This window comes from Planomicrobium sp. CPCC 101110, from assembly GCF_007859395.1.
GTDB lineage: Bacteria > Bacillota > Bacilli > Bacillales_A > Planococcaceae > Planococcus.
The window spans coordinates 1,500,449-1,526,439 of the sequence record NZ_VOHD01000003.1; the positions used below are offsets into that span (position 1 = coordinate 1,500,449).

A 25,991-nucleotide genomic window follows, 5' to 3' on the forward strand; every position below is an offset into this window, starting at 1 on the left:
AATAGAGGTGAGCGAATGTTTGTTAAAAGCGCTATGGTCAAGAGAGAAAACTGTTACACGGTGAAAATGGACGATTCCATTCAAGTTGGGCTCGATCTGCTGGAGAAGCACATATTGGATGCATTGCCGGTTGTGGATGGCACCGAATACAAAGGCATATTCACCTGGTACCATGCATACAGAGCTTTTTTCCATTCCGGTAAAAGCAAGGAAGAATTTATAAATTCAACACGTGTCAGCGATGTCGTGGTCAACCAAGACGTTTACTTGAACATCAATGACGTTTATGAAAAAGCGCTTATTGAACTAAACGATTTTCCAATCATTGCAGTTGTGGAAGGAACAGAATTTTTAGGAGTCGTCACACGGTTTGATGTGGTAAATCAATTGCAGAGTGCATTTGGCATACATAAACCTGGATTCCGCATTACCTTTACCTCAGTGGAGACCCAAGGCCGTATCGGACGATTGGGTGACATCATTGAAAAACACAAGGAATCCGTAATTTCGCTTGTTACATTTGACGAGACCGACAAGCTGGTGCGCCGCATCGTCTTGAAGATCCAGAAAAAAGACAATATCGAACGTTTCGTGAAAGAACTCGAAAAATCCGGTTTCCGCGTATTGGATGTTTCGGAAGATTGAATATAAGGAATAAGAAAAAAGGCATAAGAATAATATTCTTAATGCCTTTTTTCTTATTTTTAAGGAGGTTTTGAACATGAAGTTACTTGTTAAAGCCGGGGGCGCAGCGGTCATGCTTCTGCTCTTTATGTATAAAAATGCATTCGGCCATAATTTGCGGCGCCAGACTGTCCGGTTGGATGCGGCAGTGCCGTTTAGGCCATTCAATCTGCTCTTCATTGCGGATATCCATAGGAGGAGATTATCGGAAAAAATGCTTGATGTCCCGGTTGACGTTATTATTATCGGCGGGGATATGGCTGAAAGAGGCGTTCCTTTAAAACAGGTGGCTGACAATTTGAAATTGCTGGTGAACAAAGCGCCGGTCTATTTTGTGTGGGGAAACAACGACCGTGAAGTGAGGGAGCGGAATTTACGGAATCTGTTCACGCATTTTGGCATTAAGCCAATGGATAACGAAGCGGTTTCGCTTTTCGGAAATCCCCATTTGAAGCTGGTAGGTGTGAATTACTTGTCTTTGGAAAATGATGGTTTGGAACGCGCTTTTTCCCAAGTCAATGAAGAGGATACGGTAATTTTTGTGTCGCATTCTCCGTTTCTGTTCAAACGTGTGAAAAAGAAATACCGTGTGGATTTCTTCATGGCAGGCCATACCCACGGAGGGCAAATCCGATTAGGAAAGCTAGGGATTTACCGAAAAGGGGCGCTAAAGGTAAAGGGCGGTAAACCTGAACTCGTCACTAACGGGTTCGGTACGACAAAACTGCCTCTCCGTTTAGGCGCACCGGCGGAATTCCACTTGTTGACCATAGAGCCGAAGCGTCAAGATTGGCACAAATCTTAAGAATCTTCTATGCTATATAGAGAGATTAGTTTAGGAGAGGTAGTATATGCAAAAAACAGATGTACTGATTATCGGAGGCGGTCCATGCGGTTTATCGGCCGCTATCGAAATAAAAAAAGTCGGCCTTCGTCCGGTCGTTATAGAAAAAGGCAATATCGTCAATGCGATATACCAATACCCGACGCACCAAACTTTCTTCAGTTCCAGCGAACGGCTTTCCATTGGCGGGATTCCATTCATTACGGAAGAAAGAAAACCAAAGCGCAATCAAGCATTGGTCTACTACCGGGAAGTAGTAAAACGAACAGGGATCGAAGTCCGTCCTTTTGAAACCGTTTTGGCGGTTGAGAAAAAAGAGCTCTTTGAAATTACGACGACAAAAAATACGTACCAAGCAAAATACGTGGTGGCGGCGACCGGCTATTATGACCAGCCCAACAAGCTGGCGTCAGAAGGGGCCGATTTGCCGAAAGTCATGCATTATTTTAAAGAGGGGCATCCATTCTTTGATCAGGACGTATTGGTGATCGGGGGAAAGAATTCGGCTGTCGATGCAGCTCTTGAGCTGCATAAAGCAGGGAGCCGGGTGACGGTTTCGTATCATGGCGCCAGCTATTCCCAAAGCATTAAACCATGGATATTGCCTGAATTTGACGGACTTGTCCGCAAAGGGGAAATTCAAATGCTATTTGATTCCATTGTGGATCGCATAACGGAAGATGCGGTAGAACTGACAGTCAACGACGTGAAGGAGAGCATCCCGAACGATTTTGTGTTCGCCATGATCGGCTATCATCCTGATCACTCGTTTTTGACTTCATTGGGCATTGTGATCGACCCGGCATCCGGACGGCCCGAGCATAATGGGGAAACCATGGAGACGGCTGTCAAAGGGTTATTCATAGCAGGAGTGATTGCCGCAGGAAACAACGCAAACGAAATTTTTATAGAAAATGGCCGGTTCCACGGCGAGCAAATAGCAAAAGCATTGGCAGAAAAAGAAAGCGTACTCTAATGTACGCTTTTTTTCTTGAAATTGGCTCTCATTATTTCTTGTATACTAGTGTAGAATGAAATCTGAGAGGTGAAATTTCATGAAAAAAAGAGTTTCTTTAATAACAACTGGCGGGACGATTGCAAGCAAGGAAATTTCCAAAGGCTTATTGAAATCCGGTGCAATTTCCGGAAAAGATTTAGCTGCCTTGTGCCAATTGCCCGAAGAGATCGAAGTGAAAGTGATAGATGTATTTCAGCTTCCGAGCATGCACATCGGATTCCCAGAAATGCTAAACCTCCAAAAGGTGATCAAAGCTGAACTGGAGGATGAAACGGTTGACGGCGTGGTGGTTACGCACGGAACCGATACCCTAGAAGAAACGGCTTACTTTTTGGATTTGACGATCGCGGACAATCGGACTGTCGTCGTGACGGGGTCACAGCGTTCTCCGGACGACGTTGGAACGGATGTCTATTCCAATTTGCGGAATTCCATATACGTATCCGTCGACGAAACATTGAAAGGCGTCGGAACGGTTGTGGTATTCAATGAGAGAATCTATACAGCCAAATACGTCAAAAAAGTCCATTCGAGCAATTTGCAGGGTTTTGATTCGTTCGGCCATGGTTACTTGGGGATTATTGACAACGATAAAGTCAGCGTATATCAGAAGCCGATTGACCGGGATGTCCATAATGTGATGGGGAATCTGCCGCGCGTCGATATCGTAAAATGCTATTCCGGACAAGACGGGCAAATGATTGAATTGTTGGCAGGCAGCGACACAAAGGGCATTGTCCTTGAAGCGGCAGGGCGCGGACAAGTTTCTCCACATATGGTTGAAGCCATCGCCGAAGCTGTCAAAAAAGGCATCTCCGTCGTCTTGACAACCAGTGCAGAAGAAGGCAACACGTATCCCAGTTACGGATATCCGGGAAGCGCGCATGATTTGATGCTCAATGGAGTGCTGCTCGGCAGCGACTACGACAGCAAAAAAGCGCGGATAAAGCTGGCGGTGGTTCTTTCTTCCGGCAAAGAAGTGGACGTAGACACATTCACTAAATAAAAGTGATTCGATCGTTTTCCCTGAAAATGAAACTTGTTACCGTGCTATAATAGGACTACTTCAAGCAAAGGAGCATGCATATGCTTATCCTGCTAACAGTTGCCATTGCTCCGAGTCTGGCTTTGTTCAGTTATTTTTATTTGCGGGATCAATTTTCAAACGAGCCTTCTAAATTGTTGTTTCAATGTTTCATATATGGAGCAATTCTAACGTTTCCCATTTTGTTTGTTCAATACGTATTCGAAGCTGAAAATGTCTTTAGCCACGCTTTTTCACAGACGGTATTGTTTTCAAGCGTCATTGAAGAATTTTTCAAATGGCTTGTATTGCTGATTGCGATTTACCGGCATATCGAATTTGAAGATCCGTACGATGGGATATTATACGGAGCCAGTGTATCACTTGGATTTGCGACAGTTGAAAATATTTTGTACTTGGTGGAATTCGGGCTTCAGACGGCGTTCATCCGAGCGTTTTTGCCGGTATCGAGCCACGCGCTTTTCGGGGTGGTCATGGGCTATTATTTCGGGCGCGCGAAGTTTACAAGCGGGACCCCGAAAAAATGGCTGACAATAGCTTTGTTTACCTCAATGGGGCTGCATGTCTCCTATAATGCCTTGCTGTATTCCCATACGAATTGGCTATATGGGGTTATTCCATTCATGCTGTTTCTATGGTGGTTCGGTTTAAGGAAGGTGAAGCAAGCCCATCTTCTGTCGCTATCCCATTACCACGATCAAAACTCCATACATTCTTAATCCGGAAGCCTTGCCTTAGCAAGGCTTTTTTGTCCGGTTTTTTTGTCTGCTTATGCGCCGGCCGGAACTGGATAGCACCTGCACTTTTCTATTGTCCAGGCTCCGGCGCCTAGCTCCTCGAGCCGCTTCGGCCTCGCCGGCAAATGGCAAAGAGCGCCATTGCCGGCAAGCCCTCCAGCGCTGGCCGGAGCTGAATAGGCACGTGCGCTTTTCTATGCTAAAATATATTGAATACATATGATGAGGTGACTGTTTTGACGAAACCGATACAGATAGCAATTGATGGGCCTGCAGCTGCCGGCAAAAGTACAATCGCGAAAATAGTGGCAGAACAATTAGGGTATATTTATATCGATACTGGTGCAATGTACCGAGCAATTACTTTGAAAGCTCTTGATGAGGGCATAAATATGGCAAGCAATGAAGAAGCGGGGGCTCTATTAATGGAGACGGAAATCGATCTTCAGCCTTCTGAAAACGGCCAGCTAGTGTTCTTGGATAAAAAGGACGTGACTGAGGACATCCGGTCGCAGAACGTTACAAAAGCCGTCTCTGAGATGGCAGCCCATGAATTGGTCCGCCTTCGCATGGTAGAATTGCAGCAGCAATTGGCTGACGGCCGCGGTGTTGTAATGGATGGCCGGGATATCGGCACTCACGTGCTGCCGAACGCGGCACTTAAGGTCTTCATGTCAGCATCTGTAGAAGAGCGGGCAAGAAGAAGGTTTGTGGAAAACAAAAAACGCAATATCGAAACGCCGTTAGAGGAATTGCAGGAAGAAATTGCAAAACGAGACAAAATGGATAGCGAACGTGAAGTTGCACCGCTAAAAAAAGCGGATGACGCAATCTTTATCGATACAACCCCGCTAACAATCCGGCAAGCAGCTGATGAAATATTGAGATTGGCAAAAGAAAGGTTGAGCTGACGTGAATTTATACACCTTTGGCAAAGCGCTTGTAAAAGCAGCATTAACGCCTCTTTACCGTTTTGAGGTAATCGGGCTTGAGAAATTCCCTAAAGAAGGGGGCGTCCTTCTTTGTTCCAACCACATACACGCACTCGACCCGCCGGTAGTCGGAATGACGGCTCCGAGAACGGTCCATTTCATGGCTAAAGAGGAATTGTTCAAAACCCCGGTGCTCGGCCCGATTTTACCTAGAGTGAACGCATTTCCGGTCAAGCGGGGAATGAGCGACCGGGAAGCGCTCCGAAGCGCCTTGAAAATTTTGAAAAGCGGGGAAGTGATGGGCTTGTTTCCTGAAGGGACCCGATCGACTGACGGCGTTTTGAAAAAAGGGTTGAGCGGTGCCGGCTTTTTTGCGCTTCGCGGGGATGCTGATGTGGTCCCATGCGCCATCATCGGCCCTTATAAAACATTTCGCAAAGTGAAAGTGGTATACGGAGATCCGATCAATATGGCGCCTTTCCGCGAACGCAAAGCTTCCGCGGATGAAGTGACCGAGGTCATAATGGAACGCATCCAGGCAATTCTCGATGAATACAAGGAAAATAAGTGATTATTTTTGTTTTTATTAGAGAATTCGCATAAAATAGAAAGTGGATAGTTTGTGAAGGAGGGCTACTTATGTCTGAGGAAATGAACATGACGGAAAACAGTGATTTCCAAGTTGGGGATCGTGTAAAGGGAATAGTTGATAAAATTGAAGAAAAAGCAGTGACTGTAACGATCAATGGAGCACCTTTTGATGGCATTATTCCAATCAGCGAGTTATCAAGCCTCCATATTGAGAAAGCTTCGGATTCGGTCCAAGTAGGGGACGAACTGGATTTAGTGATTACCAAGGTGGAAGATGAAAACTATGTGTTGTCAAAACGCAAAGTGGACGCCGAACAAGCTTGGGATGAACTCGAAGGAAAGTTCCAGTCAGGCGAGATTATTGAAGCCGAAGTGAAGGATGTCGTAAAAGGCGGATTGGTTGTGGACTTAGGAGTCCGCGGTTTTGTGCCGGCTTCATTGGTGGAAGATTATTTCGTCGAGTCGTTCGAAGATTACAAAGGGAAAGTCATGACTTTTAAAATTGTTGAAATGGAAAAAGAAAACAACCGCTTGATTCTTTCGCATCGCGCGGTGGTGGAGAAAGAAAAAGAATCGCAAAAAGTCCATGTGATGGAAACCATACATGCCGGCGACCAGTTGAAAGGCAAAGTACAGCGCATTGCTTCTTTCGGCGCATTTGTTGATATCGGCGGCGTAGATGGGCTGGTGCATATTTCACAATTGTCCCATGAGCATGTAGATAAAGTCTCTGATGTGGTGACAGAAGGGCAGGAAGTCACTGTGAAAGTCCTGTCTGTTGACCGTGATTCAGAACGTATTTCTTTATCAATCAAGGACACATTGCCTGGACCTTGGGATGCAATCGAAGAAAAGGCGCCTAAAGGTTCTGTTCATACAGGAACGGTCAAACGCCTTGTCAGTTACGGTGCCTTTGTTGAAGTGATGCCTGGTGTCGAGGGATTGGTGCACATTTCCCAAATTGCGCACAAGCACATCGCAACCCCGAACGAAGTGTTGAAAGAAGGGCAAGAGGTGCAAGTGAAAGTGATTGAAGTAAACAAAGCGGACAAGCGCCTGTCCCTCAGCATCAAAGAGCTGCAGGAAAAAGAAGTGGAGCAGGATTTCACTGAATATGAAGCCCCTGAAGAATCTTCCGGATTTTCAATCAGGGATGTTATCGGGGATAAACTAAAAGGGTTCAAATCCGAATAAATGTCTAGGTCAGAACGGAAGATGGACCATATTCAATTTGCATTATCCACTTCACAAGCTCCAAGGACGATGTTTGATGATATCCGTGTGGTTCATCAAGCGCTTCCTGGTTTAGGAGTGGAAGATATTCTCCTACAACCCGAAACAGGTGATTTGCATTTAAAATCACCTGTTTTTATTAATGCGATGACCGGTGGCGGAGGGATACAGACCGAAAGGCTGAACGCTTTATTGGCGCGTGCTGCAAAGGAAACTGGGATGGCCATGGCGGTGGGGTCCCAAATGTCGGCACTGAAAAATCCGGTCGAGCGGCATACTTACGAAATCGTCCGGAAAGAAAACCCGGATGGTATCTTGTTCGCCAATCTCGGAAGTGAAGCAAGTGTCCAACAAGCCAAAGATGCTATCGAAATGATTGAAGCGAATGCCTTGCAAATCCACTTGAATGTTGTGCAGGAACTAACGATGCCAGAAGGCGACCGTGATTTCAAAGGGGCTCTTGAACGCATTCAGCAGATTGCCGATCAAGTGGACGTGCCGATCATCGTGAAAGAAACCGGCTTCGGCATTTCGCGTGAGGCGGCTCGCCAGCTGGAAGCAGTGAATATTGCAGCCATCGATGTCAGCGGATTCGGCGGCACAAATTTCGCCGCGATAGAAAATGAACGGCGGGTTAGAAAGCTTGCTTACTTTCAGGAATGGGGCATTCCGACCGCAGCAGCTATTGTAGAAACAGATAGCGTGTTCAGTAAAACGGTTCTAGCTTCCGGAGGCATCCAGAATGCATTGGATATACTGAAAGCTTTTATACTCGGTGCGGATGCTGCCGGTTTGGCGGGTTCTTTCCTGAAAATCGCAATGGAAAAAGGAGAGAAAGAACTGATAGCAGAAATCCAGGCGCTGCATGAGGACCTAGCGATGATGATGACTGCTCTCGGTGCCAAAAGCCTGCCCGAACTGGCTCATTGCCCAGCCATCATTTCAGGGGAACTGTTCCATTACTTGACTGTCCGCGGCTTGGATCCGGCTTCTTTTGCCAGCCGGGTGAAAAACTGAATATTGCACCTTTTAAGGCGATGGACATTTAGAAGATGCCATCGCCTTTTTCGTGTATAATGGCAATATATGAAGTGGAAGGATGAATAAATTATGTCAAAACCGGTAGTAGCAATCGTCGGACGGCCGAACGTAGGCAAGTCGACGATTTTCAATCGTATAGTAGGGGAACGGGTTTCCATCGTGGAAGATATTCCAGGAGTAACTCGTGACCGTATCTATAGTTCAGCAGATTGGCTGACACATGAATTCAATATTATTGATACAGGCGGCATCGATCTTCGGGATGAGCCGTTTCTTGAACAAATCCGCCAACAGGCAGAAATCGCCATGGACGAGGCGGATGTCATCATTTTCCTCGTTAACGGGCGCGATGGTGTTACTGCACAAGACGAACAAGTGGCGAAAATTTTATACCGTACGAAAAAGCCGGTTATTTTAGCGGTCAACAAAATCGACAATCCGGATATGCGCCATCTGATTTACGATTTCTATACCCTGGGAATGGGCGAACCTTATCCGATTTCAGGCTCCCACGGCCTTGGTCTTGGAGATTTGCTTGACGAAGTGGCGAAAAACTTCCCGCAAGACGATGACGGAGAATATCCGGACGATGTTATCAAATTCTCTTTGATTGGCCGTCCGAATGTCGGAAAATCATCGCTTGTCAATTCTTTCCTCGGTGAAGAGCGGGTAATCGTAAGTGATGTTGCTGGCACGACCCGTGATGCTGTCGATACCCAATATGAATATGACGGACAGCCTTATGTCATCATTGATACTGCCGGTATGCGCAAAAAAGGGAAAGTCTATGAATCTACAGAAAAATACAGTGTTTTGCGCGCGCTTCGGGCGATTGAACGCTCCGACGTAGTCTTGGTCGTATTGAATGCAGAAGAAGGCATTCAAGAACAGGACAAAAAAATAGCCGGCTATGCCCACGAAGCGGGAAAAGCAGTTATTATAATCGTCAACAAATGGGATGCCATTGAAAAAGATGAAAAAACGATGAATGTCATGATGCGTAAAATTCGAGAGCATTTCCTGTTCTTGGACTATGCACCAATTATGTTTGTTTCTGCGCTAAGCGGGAAACGGGTCCATACTGTGCTTGAAGTCATCAATCGGGTGAACGAAAACCATTCAAGACGGATCCAGTCGAGCATCTTGAACGAAGTTATTGAAGATGCTGTTGCGATGAATCCGGCTCCAACCGATAAAGGCCGCAGATTGCGTTTGTATTACGCGACACAAGTGGCCATACAGCCGCCGACTTTTGTCGTGTTTGTCAATGAGCCGGAATTGATGCACTTTAGCTATGAACGGTTTCTGCAGAACCGCATCCGTGAAAGCTTCGATTTTGAAGGGACTCCGCTCCGTCTGATTACGCGAGCCCGAACTTAATAGTCTAGAGGTGGTGTAGAATAATGGAAAAAGTTTCGATTTTTGGTGCGGGCAGCTGGGGAACGGCATTAGGATACGTCCTTGCCCAAAATAACCAGGATTTATTGATTTGGACCCACCGCCCGGAACAAGCGGAAGAAATCAATCAGCACACAAACAGCAAATATTTAAAAAATGTCCGCTTGCCCGAAAACCTGGTTGCAACTTCTGACTTGCGGAAAGCTGTTGAGCATGCCGAAGTGCTGGTGTTGGCGGTTCCAACAAAAGCTATACGCGAAGTGTGCGCGAGCATACGGGAAACGCTTGATAAGAAAGTCTTGTTTGTCCATGTCTCAAAAGGCATCGAACCAGATTCCCTTAAACGGATCAGTGAAATGATCAAGGAAGAGATTCCTGAGCAATGGATTGAAGACGTTGTGGTTTTATCTGGGCCCAGCCATGCGGAAGAAGTAGTGCAGGATCAGCCGACAACAGTAACAGCAGCTTGCGAAAATACCCGTTCCGCAGAACGGGTCCAAGACATGTTCATGAATCAGTATTTCCGGGTTTACACGAATACCGATGTGATCGGGGTGGAACTCGGGGGAGCTTTGAAAAACATCATCGCATTGGCCGTAGGAATAACTTCTGGCCTCGGCTACGGGGATAACGCAAAAGCTGCTTTAATGACCCGTGGGCTGGCGGAAATCGCCCGGCTTGGCGTCAAGATGGGGGCAACCCCGTTAACGTTCTCCGGCCTTACAGGCGTCGGAGATTTGATTGTGACATGTACAAGCGTCCATTCAAGAAATTGGCGGGCCGGCAATATGCTGGGCAAAGGCAAAACAATCGACGAAGTGCTGGATGAAATGGGCATGGTTGTTGAAGGGATCCGCACAACAAAAGCGGCCCATCAATTAGCTCATAAATTTGATGTTCCTATGCCGATTACAGATGCATTGTTCTCCGTTTTGTTTGATGGCGTCTCAACGGAAGAAGCGGTCAACAAGTTGATGGCCCGCAACAAGAAAAACGAAATGGAAGACTTGATTAACTTACTTTAATTGTCACAAAAGGAGGGGACGGGAGTCTGAGCCCCTTCTTTTTTTATGCTATACTATTGACTGAAACCGAAAGAAAGGCGGCCTATTATGAGTTCTTTAGATAAAATGTGGGTATCGTTTGCCGGTATCGGCTTTTTGCTTCTTTCCATGGGATTGATCTATGTAAGCAGATACAAAATATCCAACGGCATTCTTAAATTCCTTGTAGCATTAATTGCATATATCTTGCTGATTCTTGGATTCTTTATTACAGTGTTCACGGTATTTAGCGGCCCAACCGGCAGCGCGTGAGGTGGAAAAGATGAAAAAAATAGCTAATATATTTATTATGTTAACTTGTCTGGCGGTATTGTCAGGGTGCATGTATCCTGAAAGCGAACGGGCTGAAAACCAGACTCCTTATGAAGAGCAACTTATTTCTGTTCAAAATGCTGTAAACCAGTTCCGCGGGGCAAACGGCAACCTATTGCCGATTAAAACTCGGGATATGGATGTGGATCAGTACATCAAATATCCGATTGATTTTTCCAAACTTGTGCCGGCGCATATGGCTGAAGTTCCGCCCAATGCCTTTGAAACGGGCGGCATTTTCCAATATGTGCTGATGGATGTCGAAGAAAATCCGACTGTCAAGCTGGTCGATTTGCGGATTGCGGAAGCGATTCGCTCGATTAACATTAGAAAAAGCGCAAATGCCGGCCAGGTGCCGATTTCCGAAATACTTGCAGAAAATGTATATAAATTCAATCATGAAGCGATGGGCATGAAAGAAGAGCCGACGGTAGTCAGCCCTTATAGCGGCAGGAATCTGCCGCTTGTCATTACTGGGAAAGGCGATATTTATGTCGACTATTCGATGGACTTGTATACAGCGATCCAAGAACATGACGGTGAACTGAAAGAAGGCGAAGATATCCGTTTTTTATTGTATGAAAACAGCCCTGTCGTGCCGGCCTACTCTTTACCGTATACTATTAACAAAGACAATGAACCAGTTTTTAACAATAAATAACCCGTGATATAATGAGATTTTGATGTAAAAGATGAATTATAGGGTTATATTGGAAATAATCGGCCGTTTTATCGCTACAGCGCGGTATTAGTGGTTGCTATGCATTTTTCGTTATGATACTCTTTTTACAGGATTGATGGATTGCATCCCCTTTGAGAGGAGGTGAATAGCATGAACAAGACAGAATTAGTGAACTCTGTTGCTGAAGCGGCTGAACTTTCTCGTAAAGACGCGGCTAAAGCAGTTGACGCTGCATTTGAAGCAATTCAAAATGCTTTAACTCAAGGTGACAAAGTCCAATTAATTGGATTTGGTAACTTTGAAGTTCGTGAGCGTGCAGCTCGCAAAGGACGCAACCCGCAAACTGGTGCTGAAATCGAAATCGCTGCAAGCAAAATCCCTGCATTTAAGCCAGGTAAAGCGCTTAAGGACGCAGTGAAATAATCTTCAGTGATGTACATAGAATGGCTTTTGCGAGACTAGTTCACGCAAAAGCCATTCTTTTTTTGAGTGTCCGGTTTTGCCAATCCTAACGCCATATGCTACGATTCATGTGAGAAAAGCGCAAGTGCGTCCGAATAGAGCCGATCGCCGGGTCTTGGAACAGAAAAGCGCAGGTGCCGATACAATCTCTACATGCGCATAAACATAAACTTAGCGGTAAAAGATACCAAAGAATTTCACAAATATAAAGGATATGTTTTCAACAGGAGGAAACAGAGTGATTGATATGGAGTTGCAAAACGTAGATTTGAATAAAATTGAAAAAGCAGTGGCTATGATTTTGGAAGCAGTAGGAGAAGATGTTGAGAGAGAGGGCATACGGGATACGCCGAAACGGGTAGCGAAAATGTATGCGGAAGTTTTCTCCGGATTGCATGAAGACCCGAAGGAATTCTTTAAAACCGTTTTTCATGAGGGCCATGAAGAATTGGTGCTCGTAAAAGATATACCATTCTATTCGATGTGCGAACATCACTTGGTGCCGTTTTTCGGAAAAGCTCATGTTGCGTATATTCCGCGGGATGGGGTTGTGACAGGATTGAGCAAACTGGCGCGTGCTGTCGAAACAGTTGCAAAGCGTCCGCAGCTTCAAGAGCGCATCACTTCGACAATTGCCGATTCACTGGTGGATACATTGAATCCGCATGGCGTTTTTGTCATGGTGGAAGCCGAACATTTGTGCATGACGATGAGGGGCATCAAAAAACCTGGAGCTAAAACAGTGACTGCTGTTTCAAGGGGAGTCTTTGAAGAAGACGCTATCAAACGTTCTGAAATCATTTCTTATATAAAGATGGGCTAAACTATTAAAAGCAGGTGATATGTAATGGCACAAACCGAATATATCATTATCCGCGCGCAAGAAGATGGAGTTAATGTCATCGGATTGACGCGGGGCAATGACACGAAATTCCACCATACTGAGAAGCTGGACAAAGGCGAAGTGATGATCGCCCAATTTACAGAACACACTTCCGCCATGAAAATCCGCGGAAAAGCGGAAGTGCATTCCGCATATGGCATTATAGAAAGCGAATCGAAAAAATAGGCTATATTGCATGAAGGGAATGTATAGCCTGTGATATACTGAAGTGGTATGTCGAAATCATGAATGGAGCAAGCAGTATGAATCTACAGCAAATACAGTCTAAAATAACTTCCATGGAAATCGACGTCCTGAAAGCAGTGCAGCAACGGACGCTCGAAAAATACACAGCAGGTCCTTCTGTTGAACAGGCGCGGTTGTTTTTTTTGCTATTGCCTTTTTTTGATGGCAAACAATGGTCAGGCAAAATTGAAGCTTCTGCGAAAACAGTGTCGATCGTTTATGCTGCGTTACATGCCCATGATCAAGTCAAAGAAGATGCTCCTGTAACAAAAAAACAGCAATTGACGGTATTAGCAGGCGATTTCTATAGCGGGATTTATTATCATATGCTGACCAATCTGAAAAACATTCCGCTCATCCAGAGAATAGCGACCGCAATTGTGCAAGTCAGCGAAAGAAAAGCTTCTTTCTATGAAGAGGCGGTCCGTTCCATTGTGGACATAGACGAGACTGTCGAAGTTATCGAAACAGAGCTATTGACCGCTTTTTACGATTTTTACGGCTATGATGAATACACGCCTCTAGCTAAATTGACATTGAATTATCTTCGATATGCAGAGGAGTTGGAATGTCTGCAGCGGGATGGCCAGACGCATGTATTGAGACTGTTGAAACAGTCATTGCGGCATGAGTTGCATACCGAAAACTGGCTGCTTGAAAAGTTGGACCATTTGCACAGCCAAATCGTAAAGTGTGTTAATGGCTATGCGTTTGACTATGAACTAAAACACTTTGTGCTCCATCAAATAACCCCGCACCAGCATAGAGCTGAGCAGCTAACCCGAGAAGGATGACTAAAATGCAAAAAACGAAAGAACAGCGAGTCCATGAGGTTTTTGAAAAAATATCTGACAATTATGACCAGATGAATTCTGTCATCAGTTTTCAGCAACATAGCAAATGGCGCCGTGACACGATGCAGAAAATGCAAGTTTCTCCTGGCGCTTCCGTCATAGACGTTTGTTGTGGAACAGCTGATTGGACAATAGCACTGGCGAAAGCCACAGGTGAGTCTGGAAAAGTTGTCGGCCTGGATTTCAGCCAAAACATGCTTAATGTTGGAATTGAAAAAACGAAGGATTTGCCTCAAGTTCAGTTGATCCAAGGCAATGCGATGAGTTTGCCTTTTCCAGACAACTCCTTTGACTTTGCAACAATAGGTTTCGGCCTCCGGAATGTGCCTGATTACCGTCATGTGCTATCAGAAATGCACCGTGTGTTAAAGCCGGGAGGAATGATTGCTTGTTTAGAAACTTCTCAGCCTGAAAGTTTGCTGTTCAAGCCTTTTTTCCGTTTATATTTCCGTTTCATCATGCCGGTTTTCGGCAAATTGTTTGCTAAAAGCTATAAGGAATATTCGTGGCTTCAAGAATCGGCGAAAAGTTTCCCGGGAATGAAGCAGCTAGCTAAATTGTTTACTCAAGTCGGTTTTGTGCAAGTAAAATACAAACCTTATACTGGAGGAGCCGCCGCGCTTCATTTGGGTATTAAAAAAGTAAAATAGCGGGAGAAGGTTTTTTTAGTGGAAAAGATGAAGTTGAAATTGCTCTATTCCGACCTTAAACCGGAGTTAGATATGATTGAAAAAGAACTAGAACAGGCAGTGGATTCCAATTCTCACCTATTAACTGAAGCTTCTCTTCATTTGCTGCAGGCCGGAGGGAAACGAATCCGACCTGTTTTTGTTTTGCTTGCCGGAAAGTTTGGGAATTACAACATTGATATCATGAAGCAAGTGGCGGTTCCGCTTGAGTTGATCCATATGGCTTCTTTAGTTCACGACGACGTCATAGACGACTCGGAGATGAGGAGAGGCCAGCCGACTGTCAAAGCACAGTGGAACAATAGTGTGGCGATGTACACGGGAGATTTTATCCTGGCGCGCGCCCTGGAGTATATTACGGAAGTGGACACTCCGAACATCCATGAGATTTTATCGAAAACGATGATTGAAGTGTGCAGGGGAGAAATCATTCAGATCGAAGACAAATACAAGCTGGATCAGAACATGCGGGATTATTTGCGCCGCATCAAGCGCAAAACGGCATTGCTGATTTCTTCCAGCTGTGAACTCGGCGCCCTGGTGTCGGGAACTGATGAAAAAACGGCGGCTCATTTGCGCCGCTTTGGTTATTTTATCGGGATGTCTTTCCAAATAATCGACGATATTTTGGATTTCACTTCGACTGATGAAGAATTAGGAAAGCCTGCAGGCAGCGATTTTATCCAAGGGAACATTACCTTGCCGGTTCTGTTTGCCCGCAAAGACAAGGAAATCTACCGGCTCCTCAAAGAAAGCCTGTATAAGGATCTGACAGATGACGAGCGGATGCATATCGTTAAGCAAGTCCGGAACAGTCCGGCCATCAAAGAATCCAAAGCGATAAGTGAAAGGTATTTGAACAAAGCCTTGAAAGAATTGGCCTATCTGCCGAAAAGTACAGCTAACAAAACAATGCGCAATATCGCGTTTTTTATCGGGAAAAGAAAGTTTTAACTGGGCAGTTGACAAATAGTGTCACAATGTTAGTATTTTTTAGGGTGGGCAAATTGCCCGAGTTCTAATTAGAGGAGTGTTTATAATGGAAAAAACTTTTTTAATGGTTAAACCGGATGGCGTTCAACGCAATGTAATCGGTGAAATTGTCGCTCGTTTCGAGAAAAAAGGCTATCACTTGGTAGGCGCTAAATTGATGCAGATCCCTACTGAATTGGCTGAAGAGCATTACGGCGAGCACAAAGAGCGTCCTTTCTTCGGCGAATTGGTAAGCTTCATCACTTCAGGTCCTGTATTCGCAATGGTATGGGAAGGCGAAAATGTTATTTTGACTGCGCGTCAAATGATGGGCGCTACAAACCCTAAAGATGCAGCTCCTGGAACAATCCGCGGTGACTTCGCAGTTACTGTCGGCAAAAACATGATCCACGGTTCTGATTCGGCTGAAAGCGCTGAGCGCGAAATCGGCTTGTTCTTCAAAGAAGAAGAATTGGTATCTTATGAAAAAACAATCAACAGCTGGGTAAACTGATCCAGATTGAAAAGGCAGCCTCGCTGCCTTTTTTATTTTGAAAAAAATACATTTCCTCTGCACTATCCAACATAATTGTTTGGATAGTTTTGTTTTATCTGTTTTTTTAATATAGAATTGGTCAAATAGGATATGTTATAGTGGTCTATAAATACTTTAGCACGTTGAAGGGAGAAAGTGTACATGCGTTATTTAACAGCAGGAGAGTCTCATGGACCGCAATTGACAGCAATCATTGAAGGGTTGCCGGCATTGATGCCGCTAACAGCCGAAATGATCAATAAAGAATTGAAGAGGCGTCAAGGAGGGCATGGGCGCGGCAGAAGAATGCAGATTGAGAAGGATACAGTCGATATCGTATCAGGCGTACGGCATGGCAAAACTCTCGGTTCGCCGGTTGCTTTAGTCGTGAAGAATGATGACTGGAAACATTGGACCAACATTATGGGAATCGAAGAGATTAACGAGACGGATGAAGTGAAACGCCAAATATCCCGTCCTCGTCCTGGGCATGCTGATTTGAATGGCGGCATCAAATATGGCCACAGAGATTTGCGGAATGTTCTTGAACGTTCTTCTGCCCGGGAAACGACAGTGCGCGTAGCTGTCGGAGCAGTTGCGAAACAGCTGCTCGCTGAACTCGGCATCAACATTGTTTCCCACGTTACTGAAATTGGCGGCATCAAAGTCAATCCGGAGAGTTATCTTGGGAAATCGGCAAATGAGATCCGGGAGATTGTTGAAAACGATGCGGTTTATTGTGCAGATCCTTCCGTGACGAAGAAAATGACCGATTTGATTGATGAAACGAAAAAGAACGGAGACTCCATCGGTGGTACAGTCGAAGTGATTGTAGAAGGCATGCCGCCTGGAATCGGAAGCTATGTCCACTATGACCGCAAGCTGGATGCGAAAATAGCTGGAGCCATTATGAGCATCAACGCGTTCAAAGGCGTGGAATTCGGAATCGGCTTTGAAATGGCAAGAAGGCCGGGAAGTGAAGTCCATGATGAAATATTATGGGACAGTGGTAATGGCTACACCCGAAAAACAAACAATCTGGGCGGTTTTGAAGGCGGCATGACAACAGGCATGCCAATTGTTGTAAGAGGCGTCATGAAGCCGATACCGACGCTTTACAAGCCGCTGCAGAGTGTGGATATCGAAACGAAAGAGCCATTCCAAGCAAGCATTGAACGGTCAGACAGCTGTGCTGTTCCGGCTGCTTCCATCGTTGCTGAACATGTTGTGGCCTGGGAAGTGGCAAATGCCTTGATGGAGCAATTTGATGCGGATCAGCTGCCTCGCCTGAAAGAAAATTTGCAGAACTACTTACAGTATTCAAAGGGGTTTTGAATATGAAGCTACTTCGCGTCGAAGCCGACCAGCCTTATAATGTACATATCGGACATGAGGTTTTCAGTTTGTTCAAGGAAGACTATCGCGGGCTATTGGATGCTGCTGACCGGATCGTGGTAGTGGCTGACGCCCAAGTGGCCAGACTGCACATGGAGTATCTGCTCCGGTATCTGCAGGAATATGATGTGAGCATATTGACGGTTCCTTCAGGGGAACAGGCGAAATCAGTGGAAACGTTCATGGATTGCCATACTTTCCTGCTCAAAGAAGGCTGTTCACGCAAGTCGCTGTTGCTGGCATTCGGAGGCGGAGCCGTGGGAGATGTGGCCGGATTTGTCGCCTCTACATTTATGCGCGGCATTCCGTATATCCAAATTCCGACGACCATCCTTGCCCACGACAGTGCAGTGGGCGGTAAAACCGCTATCAACCATGCGCTTGGGAAAAACATGATCGGCACATTTTATCAGCCCAAAGCTGTTCTTTACGACATCCAGCTGCTGCGGACCCTGCCAGCTCATGAAATCCGCTCCGGAATGGCCGAAGTGATCAAGCACGCGTTTATTTCCAACGAGGATTGGCTCCTAGAATTGCTTGAAATAACGGACTTCAGCTCGCTGTCAGATGAAGAAATCGCTGCTCATCTTGAAAAAGGGATTGCGGTTAAAGCGGCAATTGTTGAAGAAGACGAATTTGAGGGCGGCGTGAGAAAGTATCTGAATTTCGGGCACACCCTTGCCCATGCGCTGGAAGGCCATTTCGGTTATGGGAAACTTACGCACGGCGAAGCTGTGGCGCTGGGCATGGCTTACGCTTTGCGCTTATCAAACCATCCGCAATTGGATCCATTTCTTGTATGGTGCAGAAAAAACGGATATCCTCTGCAAAAATTGAACGAAGTGGCGTTTGAGGAAATACTGCCTTTTATGAAAAAAGATAAAAAATCCTCAAAAGGGTCACTCAGCTTCGTGCTTCTGGAAAAAACCGGCGCGCCGTTTCTTGAGGCAATTGATGAAAACCGGGCCGAAAAGGTATATTTAGAACTTTGTGCAATGATTGGAGGAGTTTAAATGATTCGTGGAGTTAGAGGCGCAATCACAGTAACAAAAGACCAGCCGGAAGAAATTTTTCAGGAAACAAAAAAGCTGGTCTTGGAAATGGTAAAAGCAAACAGCATTGATCCTGATAAGGTCGCATCGGTTATTATATCGACGACTCCCGATATTTCTTCCGCTTTTCCCGCCAAAGCAGTTCGGACATTGGAGGATTGGACTTATGTTCCGGTAATGTGTACGCATGAAATGGACGTCCCGGGAAGTCTTCCGCTTTGCATCCGTGTGATGATGCACGTCAATACCGAACAAAAACAACAAGATATACAGCATATTTTCATGAACGAAGCGGTCAAGCTCCGGCCGGACTTGGTGAAGAAAAACCAGGTGGGGCAAGCATGAATGCACATGTTTTGATCATTGGCCTGGGGTTGATCGGCGGGTCGCTTGCAAAATCATTGCAGCGGCACCAGGAAGTCCATATTGCAGGCTATGATGCAGACCCGATGACTCAGCGCAAAGCTTACAAAATGGGCGTTATACATAGCGCACCTCCGACGCTGGAAAGCGCGGCGAGGAATGCGGATATTATTGTCTTTGCCACCCCTGTCGGTGCGACCCTTAAACTGATGGAGCAAAGCCGTTTCTGGGATTTGAAGGAAAACGTGATTTTAACGGATACGGGCAGCACGAAATTGCGGATCATGGAAGCGGCCGAAGCTTTGGAAAAGCCGTTTATCGGCGGCCATCCTATGGCGGGCTCCCATAAAAGCGGAGTGGAAGCGGCGAAAGATCTGTTGTTTGAAAATGCGTTTTATATATTGACGCCGTCTAAGCTGGCGAATGAAGGGGATCTTTCAAAGCTGAAATTGCTGCTGTCTGTCACCAAAGCGAAAATCGAGGTTTTGCCGGCGGAAAAACATGATTATTTGACTGCGATTGTCAGCCATTTTCCGCACCTGATCGCCGCCTCGCTTGTTCATCAGTTGGAAAAAGAGGAAAAAGAGGATCCTTTTGTCCGCCAGCTTGCGGCCGGCGGATTCCGGGACACTACGCGCATCGCTTCTTCCAATCCGGAAATGTGGCGCGATATTACAACTCAAAACAATGGCATGATCATCCGCCAACTGGACAGTTGGATGAGTGAAATGAACCGGTTGAAGCATTTGCTGGAAGAAAATGAACCAGATTCCATCCAGCAGTATTTCAAGCAGGCAAAAGAAGTGCGCGATGAACTTCCGATTGCGGTAAGCGGGGCACTGTATTCCGTTTTCGATCTGCATATCGACGTTCCCGATGTACCGGGAGTCATCTCGGAATTGACAGGTTACTTGGCCGAGGAAAATATCAGCATTGTCAATATCCGTATACTGGAAACCCGCGAAGACGTTTTCGGTATTTTGGTTATCAGTTTTCAGACAGCTGAGGACCGTGAGCGTGCAAAAAAGTGTTTCAACCGAAGAACTTCCTATGATTCATATATTTCCTGAAAGGACGTCTGTGTGATGGCTCTAACTTTATCTTATTCAAACCCTTCTTTGGCAGGGACCATACAAGTACCGGGAGATAAATCCATTTCCCACCGCTCGATCATGTTCGGCGCAATGGCAGCTGGCACAACTACCGTAGAAGGATTCCTTCTCGGAGATGACTGTTTGAGCACTATAAGCTGTTTCCGCAAACTTGGAGTGGAGATCGCTTTAAACGGCGACAAAGTTACCATCAAAAGCGGCGGAGAAAATTCTTGGGAAGAACCTTCCGAAGTGCTGGACACCGGGAATTCCGGAACGACAACCCGCCTGATGCTGGGCCTTCTTGCCGGCACTTCTTTCCATACTGTTATGGCAGGCGATGAATCGATTGCTAAACGGCCGATGAAACGGATTATTGACCCGCTTCGTGAAATGGGAGCGGATATCCGCGGCCGCCGCGACGGCCAATTTACTCCGCTTGCCATCCAAGGGACCAAGCTGACAGCGATCGATTACACGTTGCCTGTTGCCAGCGCTCAAGTGAAGTCGGCGATCCTTCTTGCCGGACTGAAAGCTGAAGGCATAACAAGAGTGACAGAACCGGTCGCTTCCCGGGACCATACGGAAATCATGCTCGAACATTTCGGTGCAGAGATTTCAAGAAATGACGGAACCATCGAAATTGAAGGCGGCCAAACGCTTAAGGCCAACCATGTCAAAGTGCCGGGCGATATTTCCTCTGCCGCTTTTATGATAGGTGCAGCGCTTATTGCCCCGAACAGCCAAGTCACGCTGACAAATGTCGGAACGAATCCGACGCGTACAGGTATTTTGGACGTTATCGAAAAGATGGGCGCTGATTTTGAGGTTGAGGAGCAGCAGGCAGCAGGAGAAAAAGCGGCAGATTTGACTATCCGTTCTTCAGCGCTAACAGGGACTGAAATTGGCGGCGACTTGATTCCCCGGCTGATCGATGAAATACCGCTGATTGCTTTGATTGCCACACAGGCACACGGCACGACGGTTATCAAAGACGCTGAAGAATTGCGCGTCAAAGAAACGGACCGGATAGCGGCAGTCGTAGCGGAACTGTCGAAATTGGGAGCTGATATCAAAGCGACCGATGATGGCATGATCATCAATGGGCCGACTCCTTTGACAGGGGCCCATGTAAAATCATACGGCGATCATCGTCTTGGGATGATGGAAGCGGTAGCGGCGCTCGTTGCTTCGGGCGATGTCGTAATCGACAATCCGGCGTGTATTTCCGTTTCTTATCCCGGCTTTGTTGAACAATTGGATTCCTTGATAAACTAACTCTCCGAAAGGGGAGTTTTTATTATGCTTAGCCAAAGCTTTCGTGTAGGATTAGAAGATGAAATTGAAAAAGAATAGGTGATAGCATGGCAAACTTGAAAGATATTCAAAAAGCGGTCGAGCAAGGGGATATGGACTCGGTCCATTCTTTGTTGGACCAGTATTTGCTGAGCGGCGACCCTGACGAACAATATGGATTGTCGGAGTGGTTTGCGGAAATCGGTTTTGTGGAAGAAGCGATCAAAGTGTTGGAACATCTCCAGTATATCTTTCCGGAAGAAGGGCAACTGGCGATTGACAAAGCCAATATGCTGATTGAGGCGGACCGTGAAGATGAGGCGCTTAACGCACTGATGGAAATTTCAAAAGATGACGAATTATATCCTCAGGCGCTTGTGACGCTGGCGGATTTGTTTCAGCTTCAAGGCCTTCTTGAGGCGGCGGAAAGCCGGCTGAATGAAGCGATCGAGCTGCTTCCTGAAGAGCCATTGCTGATGCAGGCCAAAGCGGAATTGCTCTTGGATTCTGGTCGGTATTTGGAATCGGCGAAAATCTATCAGGACCTTAAAGAACAAGGAGTTGCGATAGAAGGGGTCAACCTATCCGAGAGGCTGGCTGAAGTATACAGTGCAGGAGCGGCTTACGAAGAAGCGCTCCCATATTATAATGAGGCGCTGGATGATTTGAAACAGCCCGATGTCATGTTCGGGGCAGCTTTTGCGGCATTCCAGACCCGCCAATACGAGATGGCCGTCCGCTGGCTGGAAGAGCTTATTGAAATAGATCCGGATTATTTTTCAGCCTATTTCCTTCGTGCCCAAAGTTTGAATATGGCGGAAGATTATAAAGGTGCATACAAGGCGATCCAAGAAGGCATCGCCCGGAATGAATATGAAAAAGAACTGTATTTGTTTGCCGGCAAGCTGGCGCTTAAACTAGGCAACAAAGAAGCTGGCGTCGACTATTTGCGGCAGGCGATCGCGCTTGACCCGGAATATATGGAAGCTATCTATACGCTTGTATCCTATTTCCATGCAGAAGAGATGGATGAGGAAGTTCTTGAGCTGACCGAAACGGTAGTCGCCAACGAAGACGATTGGGCCGGCCTTTATCCGATGATTGCGGAGTCATACGCGCGCACGGAGCAATTTGTCCAGGCGGCGGCTTATTTCGATAAAGCATACCCGGCGTTTTCCGAAGATCCGGCGTTTCTTGAAAATTATGCGCGTTTTCTGCTTGAAGAAGGAAAACGGGAACGCGCCCTCGAAATTATTAAAAAGCTGCAGAGCCTGCAGCCGAACAATCCTGAATGGTTCGACTGGCAACAGTCTGTGGAATGAAAGGAGGAACAAACATGACCGCATCGGTTTCAGTGGGAGAGAAAAAGCAGTTTGTCCGTTGGTTTTTACAGTCGCACAAGATGAAGAGACGGGAATGCATCTGGATACTCAATTACATGCTCAGCAATGAGAATTTGCTGGAGAAAACCCATTTTGTTGAAGAAGCGCATTACTGCCCTCGCGCCATGGTCATGTCCTCGACAGAGTCGAAGGAAATACCGTTCCGTTTCTACAAAGGAAACCTCATGACGGCGGACGCGGAAAAGTCGTTCCATGACCTCCGCTTGAATCCCGAGGAAGAATTATATGTTCAATTGAACTTCCCGAATCGCCCGCCGTCTCCGCTTTACTTGTCTGTTTTGGAGGAAAATCCTTATATGCCCAAAAATGCCTCCTACAACGTCCAAGACCGCCTCATAGCGGAAAAGGTGCTCGAAGAAAGCATGTCCGCTTTCCAGGAGGAAGCGATATTGAAGCAAATTGATGAAGCGCTTGACTCAAATGACCGGGACAAATTCTTCAAGTTGTCCGAGCTGCTTCAATCAATCCAAACCATGAACAAAACGGAGAGTGAATAAAACCTATGTATTTTATCGGCAAAGATATGGATCAGTTTATTCAACAGAAAGAATACGTAGACACGGCAATCGTGCCGCTGCTCGAAGTGGATTTGAGCACTGAAGGCGTTAAAAGAAGCGCTAGCGCATCCGAGTATCTGCAATCGCTAACCGCTTTACTAGAAAAACAATTTAAAGGGCGGATCCTTTTGCTTCCGCCTATTTCTTATGCAAAAAAAGCGGACCGTGAACGGATTGCCGGCGAATTGGGGGAAGAGCTGCATGCGGCAAACTTCAAGCATGTGTTCTATTTGACGACAGATGCTGCCTGGCGCACAATCGACAGCCTGGAAAATGTCTTGTGGCTGCCTGCCATCCCGATAGAAAACATGGACCAAAGATTCCGGAATTCCGTCATGGAAGACCAGCTGCGGCAAGTGCTCCCGCTCTTCACAAAAGAGTGGACAAAGCCTTCATGAAATGTTCACAAACTGTCTTAATAGATTCACATTAGATTGAATGCAATATTGACCTGCACTTTCTATTGATATATCATTAGGTTGTCCTAGTAATTATATTTGAATGAGTATGTCCATTGGACTGACCTTGAATGTTAGAGGGGGGAAAAGGATGAGTAACAATCGTGTATCAAGACGTCAATTTTTAGGTTATACTTTAACAGGCGTTGGTGGTTTCATGGCAGCAGGAATGCTAATGCCGATGATTCGTTTTGCGGTAGACCCAATTCTCCAAGAGAATACAGCTGGGGATTTCGTATTGACTGACCAAGCAGTAGCTGATTTATCTGAAGAGCCGGTACGTGTTGACTTTGCATATGAGCAAGTTGATGCATGGTACACCTCGGAAGTGACAAGCTCTGCATGGGTGTATAAAGAAGGCGACAAAATTATCGCACTCTCACCTGTCTGTAAGCATTTGGGCTGTACAGTGAACTGGGCAGCTGACCCGGAACACCCGACCCAATTTTTCTGCCCATGCCACGCTGGACGTTATGAAAAAAATGGCCAAAACGTTCCAGGAACACCGCCGCTTGGACCGCTCGATGAATTCGCAGTTGAAGAACGAGACGGATATCTTGCTATCGGTGCAGTAAAAGCAAACAGTTTAATTTAATAGTTTAAGGGGGTACGACACCAGTGCTAAACAAGTTATATGATTGGGTTGATGAGCGCTTGGACATCACGCCGATCTGGCGTGATATTGCTGACCATGAAGTACCGGAACACGTAAACCCCGCACACCACTTCTCGGCATTTGTTTACTGCTTCGGAGGATTAACCTTCTTCATTACAGTAATCCAGATCTTATCCGGTATGTTCTTAACAATGTATTATGTGCCTGATATCGAAAATGCTTGGCAGTCGGTATATTATCTTCAAAACGAAGTCGCTTTTGGAGAAATCGTGCGTGGGATGCACCACTGGGGTTCTTCTCTAGTAGTGGTAATGATTTTCCTTCATACATTACGTGTATTCTTTACAGGAGCTTACAAAAAACCTCGTGAGTTGAACTGGATCGTCGGAGTTTTGCTGTTCGGCGTAATCTTAGGGCTCAGCTTCACAGGCTACCTGCTTCCATGGGATATGAAAGCATTATTTGCAACAAAAGTAGGAATTGAAATTGCCGCTTCTGTACCAGTAATCGGCGGTATGATCAAAGTCCTTCTTGCCGGGGATTCAACAATTCTCGGTGCACAAACTTTGACTCGATTCTTCGCGATTCATGTATTCTTCTTGCCTGCCGCATTACTTGGGTTGATGGGCGCGCATTTCGTCATGATCAGAAGACAAGGTATTTCAGGACCGCTTTAAAATTTTGCGGTCTTAAGGATTTATAAAGGAGGGGACACTATGCATCGCGGAAAAGGGATGAAGTTCGTAGGGGATTCTCGTGTGCCTGGTTTACAGCATCGTAAACCAAATATCCCTAAAGATTATTCCGAATACCCTGGTAAAACAGAAGCTTTCTGGCCCAACTTCCTTTTGAAAGAATGGATGATTGGTGCTGTCTTCTTGATCGGATATTTGCTTTTGACTGTCGCGCATCCTTCGCCTCTTGAAGGCCAGGCAGACCCGACAGATACAGGTTATATTCCGTTGCCAGACTGGTATTTCTTATTCTTATACCAATTGTTAAAATATCAATTTGCATCCGGCCCGTTCAATATCGTCGGAGCAATCATCATGCCAGGACTTGCTTTTGGGGCTCTAATGCTAGCGCCATTCTTGGATCCTGGCCCTGAACGACGCCTGTCAAAACGCCCATTGCCTGTGGCATTCGGACTTTTGTCAGTAGCGGCCATCTGTTTCTTGACTTGGGAATCTGTAGCGAACCATGACTGGGAAGCTGCAGAAGCTCAAGGGCAAATCGTTGAGGAAGTTCAAATTGATACGAGCGATCCAGGATATGAAATCTATTCAGGTTCTGCATGTATCAGCTGCCACGGCGATAACTTGGAAGGCGCGGTTGGACCGGCTCTTACCAACACAGAATATACAGCTGAAGAAATTGCTGAAATTGCTGTGAATGGTATTGAAGAAGACGGCCAGCAAAAAATGCCGCCATCATGGGAAGGTTCAGACGAAGACTTGCAAGTCTTGGCTGAATTCATCGATGGACTATCTGAATAATTGCAGTTGAAAGAGCCGGGAAACCGGCTCTTTTTTACTACT

31 protein-coding genes are annotated in these 25,991 nt (G+C 46.0%); all 31 read left to right on the forward strand.

What is annotated here, in order from left to right; all coding sequences use genetic code 11:
- Positions 1–15: 15 nt before the first annotated feature.
- The 31 genes from FQV30_RS07300 (at position 16) to FQV30_RS07450 (ending at position 25,949) form a co-directional block, all read left to right on the forward strand.
- Positions 16–645 (forward strand): CBS domain-containing protein, encoded by a 630-nt coding sequence (locus tag FQV30_RS07300; RefSeq protein ID WP_146499432.1) that lies wholly within the window; start codon positions 16–18, stop codon positions 643–645.
- 76 nt (positions 646–721) lie between these two features.
- Positions 722–1,489, forward strand: coding sequence for a metallophosphoesterase (locus tag FQV30_RS07305; RefSeq protein WP_146499433.1), 768 nt, complete (start codon positions 722–724; stop codon positions 1,487–1,489).
- 46 nt (positions 1,490–1,535) lie between these two features.
- Positions 1,536–2,504, forward strand: a complete 969-nt coding sequence (locus tag FQV30_RS07310) for a YpdA family putative bacillithiol disulfide reductase (RefSeq protein ID WP_146499434.1) — start codon at positions 1,536–1,538, stop codon at positions 2,502–2,504.
- Positions 2,505–2,583: 79 nt separating this feature from the next.
- Positions 2,584–3,552: an asparaginase gene (locus FQV30_RS07315; protein WP_146499435.1), complete on the forward strand. Its 969-nt coding sequence runs from the start codon at positions 2,584–2,586 to the stop codon at positions 3,550–3,552.
- Positions 3,553–3,632: 80 nt separating this feature from the next.
- On the forward strand, positions 3,633–4,310 hold the full coding sequence (gene prsW / locus FQV30_RS07320) for a glutamic-type intramembrane protease PrsW (RefSeq protein WP_146499436.1): 678 nt from the start codon (positions 3,633–3,635) through the stop codon (positions 4,308–4,310).
- A gap of 254 nt (positions 4,311–4,564) precedes the next feature.
- On the forward strand, positions 4,565–5,239 hold the full coding sequence (cmk, locus tag FQV30_RS07325; protein ID WP_146499437.1) for a (d)CMP kinase: 675 nt from the start codon (positions 4,565–4,567) through the stop codon (positions 5,237–5,239).
- Between the two features lies 1 nt (position 5,240).
- Positions 5,241–5,831 carry a lysophospholipid acyltransferase family protein gene (locus FQV30_RS07330; RefSeq protein WP_146499438.1) on the forward strand — a complete coding sequence of 197 codons (591 nt, stop codon included), beginning with the start codon at positions 5,241–5,243 and terminating at the stop codon, positions 5,829–5,831.
- A 68-nt stretch (positions 5,832–5,899) separates the two neighbouring features.
- Positions 5,900–7,045 (forward strand): 30S ribosomal protein S1, encoded by a 1,146-nt coding sequence (rpsA, locus tag FQV30_RS07335; protein WP_146499439.1) that lies wholly within the window; start codon positions 5,900–5,902, stop codon positions 7,043–7,045.
- A complete protein-coding gene (gene fni, locus FQV30_RS07340; RefSeq protein ID WP_146499440.1) occupies positions 7,046–8,101 on the forward strand; it encodes a type 2 isopentenyl-diphosphate Delta-isomerase in 1,056 nt (351 codons plus the stop codon).
- 93 nt (positions 8,102–8,194) lie between these two features.
- On the forward strand, positions 8,195–9,505 hold the full coding sequence (der, locus tag FQV30_RS07345; protein WP_146499441.1) for a ribosome biogenesis GTPase Der: 1,311 nt from the start codon (positions 8,195–8,197) through the stop codon (positions 9,503–9,505).
- A 23-nt stretch (positions 9,506–9,528) separates the two neighbouring features.
- Positions 9,529–10,548, forward strand: a complete 1,020-nt coding sequence (locus FQV30_RS07350; RefSeq protein WP_146499442.1) for an NAD(P)H-dependent glycerol-3-phosphate dehydrogenase — start codon at positions 9,529–9,531, stop codon at positions 10,546–10,548.
- A gap of 87 nt (positions 10,549–10,635) precedes the next feature.
- A complete protein-coding gene (locus FQV30_RS07355; RefSeq protein ID WP_146497690.1) occupies positions 10,636–10,839 on the forward strand; it encodes a DUF2768 domain-containing protein in 204 nt (67 codons plus the stop codon).
- Positions 10,840–10,849: 10 nt separating this feature from the next.
- On the forward strand, positions 10,850–11,560 hold the full coding sequence (locus FQV30_RS07360; RefSeq protein ID WP_146499443.1) for a hypothetical protein: 711 nt from the start codon (positions 10,850–10,852) through the stop codon (positions 11,558–11,560).
- Positions 11,561–11,731: 171 nt separating this feature from the next.
- Positions 11,732–12,004, forward strand: coding sequence for an HU family DNA-binding protein (locus tag FQV30_RS07365; RefSeq protein WP_146499444.1), 273 nt, complete (start codon positions 11,732–11,734; stop codon positions 12,002–12,004).
- A 286-nt stretch (positions 12,005–12,290) separates the two neighbouring features.
- The gene (gene folE, locus FQV30_RS07370) at positions 12,291–12,866 is read left to right on the forward strand and encodes a GTP cyclohydrolase I FolE (protein WP_370512373.1); all 576 of its coding nucleotides are present in this window, start codon (positions 12,291–12,293) and stop codon (positions 12,864–12,866) included.
- Between the two features lie 24 nt (positions 12,867–12,890).
- A complete protein-coding gene (gene mtrB / locus FQV30_RS07375; protein WP_146499445.1) occupies positions 12,891–13,112 on the forward strand; it encodes a trp RNA-binding attenuation protein MtrB in 222 nt (73 codons plus the stop codon).
- A 77-nt stretch (positions 13,113–13,189) separates the two neighbouring features.
- Positions 13,190–13,966, forward strand: coding sequence for a heptaprenyl diphosphate synthase component 1 (locus FQV30_RS07380; protein WP_146499446.1), 777 nt, complete (start codon positions 13,190–13,192; stop codon positions 13,964–13,966).
- Positions 13,967–13,971: 5 nt separating this feature from the next.
- Complete coding sequence (locus tag FQV30_RS07385) at positions 13,972–14,676, forward strand: demethylmenaquinone methyltransferase (RefSeq protein ID WP_146499447.1); 705 nt, start codon at positions 13,972–13,974, stop codon at positions 14,674–14,676.
- Between the two features lie 18 nt (positions 14,677–14,694).
- A complete protein-coding gene (gene hepT, locus FQV30_RS07390; protein ID WP_146499448.1) occupies positions 14,695–15,669 on the forward strand; it encodes a heptaprenyl diphosphate synthase component II in 975 nt (324 codons plus the stop codon).
- An 85-nt stretch (positions 15,670–15,754) separates the two neighbouring features.
- A complete protein-coding gene (gene ndk / locus FQV30_RS07395; RefSeq protein WP_146499449.1) occupies positions 15,755–16,201 on the forward strand; it encodes a nucleoside-diphosphate kinase in 447 nt (148 codons plus the stop codon).
- Positions 16,202–16,384: 183 nt separating this feature from the next.
- Positions 16,385–17,557: a chorismate synthase gene (aroC, locus tag FQV30_RS07400; RefSeq protein ID WP_146499450.1), complete on the forward strand. Its 1,173-nt coding sequence runs from the start codon at positions 16,385–16,387 to the stop codon at positions 17,555–17,557.
- Positions 17,558–17,559: 2 nt separating this feature from the next.
- Complete coding sequence (gene aroB / locus FQV30_RS07405; protein WP_146499451.1) at positions 17,560–18,630, forward strand: 3-dehydroquinate synthase; 1,071 nt, start codon at positions 17,560–17,562, stop codon at positions 18,628–18,630.
- Positions 18,631–19,014 (forward strand): chorismate mutase, encoded by a 384-nt coding sequence (gene aroH, locus FQV30_RS07410; protein WP_146499452.1) that lies wholly within the window; start codon positions 18,631–18,633, stop codon positions 19,012–19,014.
- Positions 19,011–20,102, forward strand: a complete 1,092-nt coding sequence (locus FQV30_RS07415; RefSeq protein ID WP_146499453.1) for a prephenate dehydrogenase — start codon at positions 19,011–19,013, stop codon at positions 20,100–20,102. Before aroH ends, FQV30_RS07415 begins: the two co-directional genes overlap by 4 nt.
- 15 nt (positions 20,103–20,117) lie before the next feature.
- Entirely contained in the window at positions 20,118–21,401 is a 1,284-nt protein-coding gene (aroA, locus tag FQV30_RS07420) for a 3-phosphoshikimate 1-carboxyvinyltransferase (protein ID WP_146499454.1), read from the forward strand.
- 86 nt (positions 21,402–21,487) lie between these two features.
- Complete coding sequence (locus tag FQV30_RS07425; protein ID WP_146499455.1) at positions 21,488–22,741, forward strand: tetratricopeptide repeat protein; 1,254 nt, start codon at positions 21,488–21,490, stop codon at positions 22,739–22,741.
- Between the two features lie 14 nt (positions 22,742–22,755).
- Positions 22,756–23,319, forward strand: coding sequence for a ReoY family proteolytic degradation factor (locus FQV30_RS07430; protein ID WP_146499456.1), 564 nt, complete (start codon positions 22,756–22,758; stop codon positions 23,317–23,319).
- A gap of 5 nt (positions 23,320–23,324) precedes the next feature.
- A complete protein-coding gene (locus FQV30_RS07435) occupies positions 23,325–23,777 on the forward strand; it encodes a YpiF family protein (RefSeq protein ID WP_146499457.1) in 453 nt (150 codons plus the stop codon).
- Between the two features lie 151 nt (positions 23,778–23,928).
- Positions 23,929–24,432 (forward strand): QcrA and Rieske domain-containing protein, encoded by a 504-nt coding sequence (locus FQV30_RS07440; RefSeq protein WP_146499458.1) that lies wholly within the window; start codon positions 23,929–23,931, stop codon positions 24,430–24,432.
- A gap of 23 nt (positions 24,433–24,455) precedes the next feature.
- Complete coding sequence (qcrB, locus tag FQV30_RS07445) at positions 24,456–25,130, forward strand: menaquinol-cytochrome c reductase cytochrome b subunit (protein ID WP_146499459.1); 675 nt, start codon at positions 24,456–24,458, stop codon at positions 25,128–25,130.
- Between the two features lie 39 nt (positions 25,131–25,169).
- Entirely contained in the window at positions 25,170–25,949 is a 780-nt protein-coding gene (locus tag FQV30_RS07450; protein WP_146499460.1) for a menaquinol-cytochrome c reductase cytochrome b/c subunit, read from the forward strand.
- The last annotated feature ends 42 nt before the right edge of the window (positions 25,950–25,991 follow it).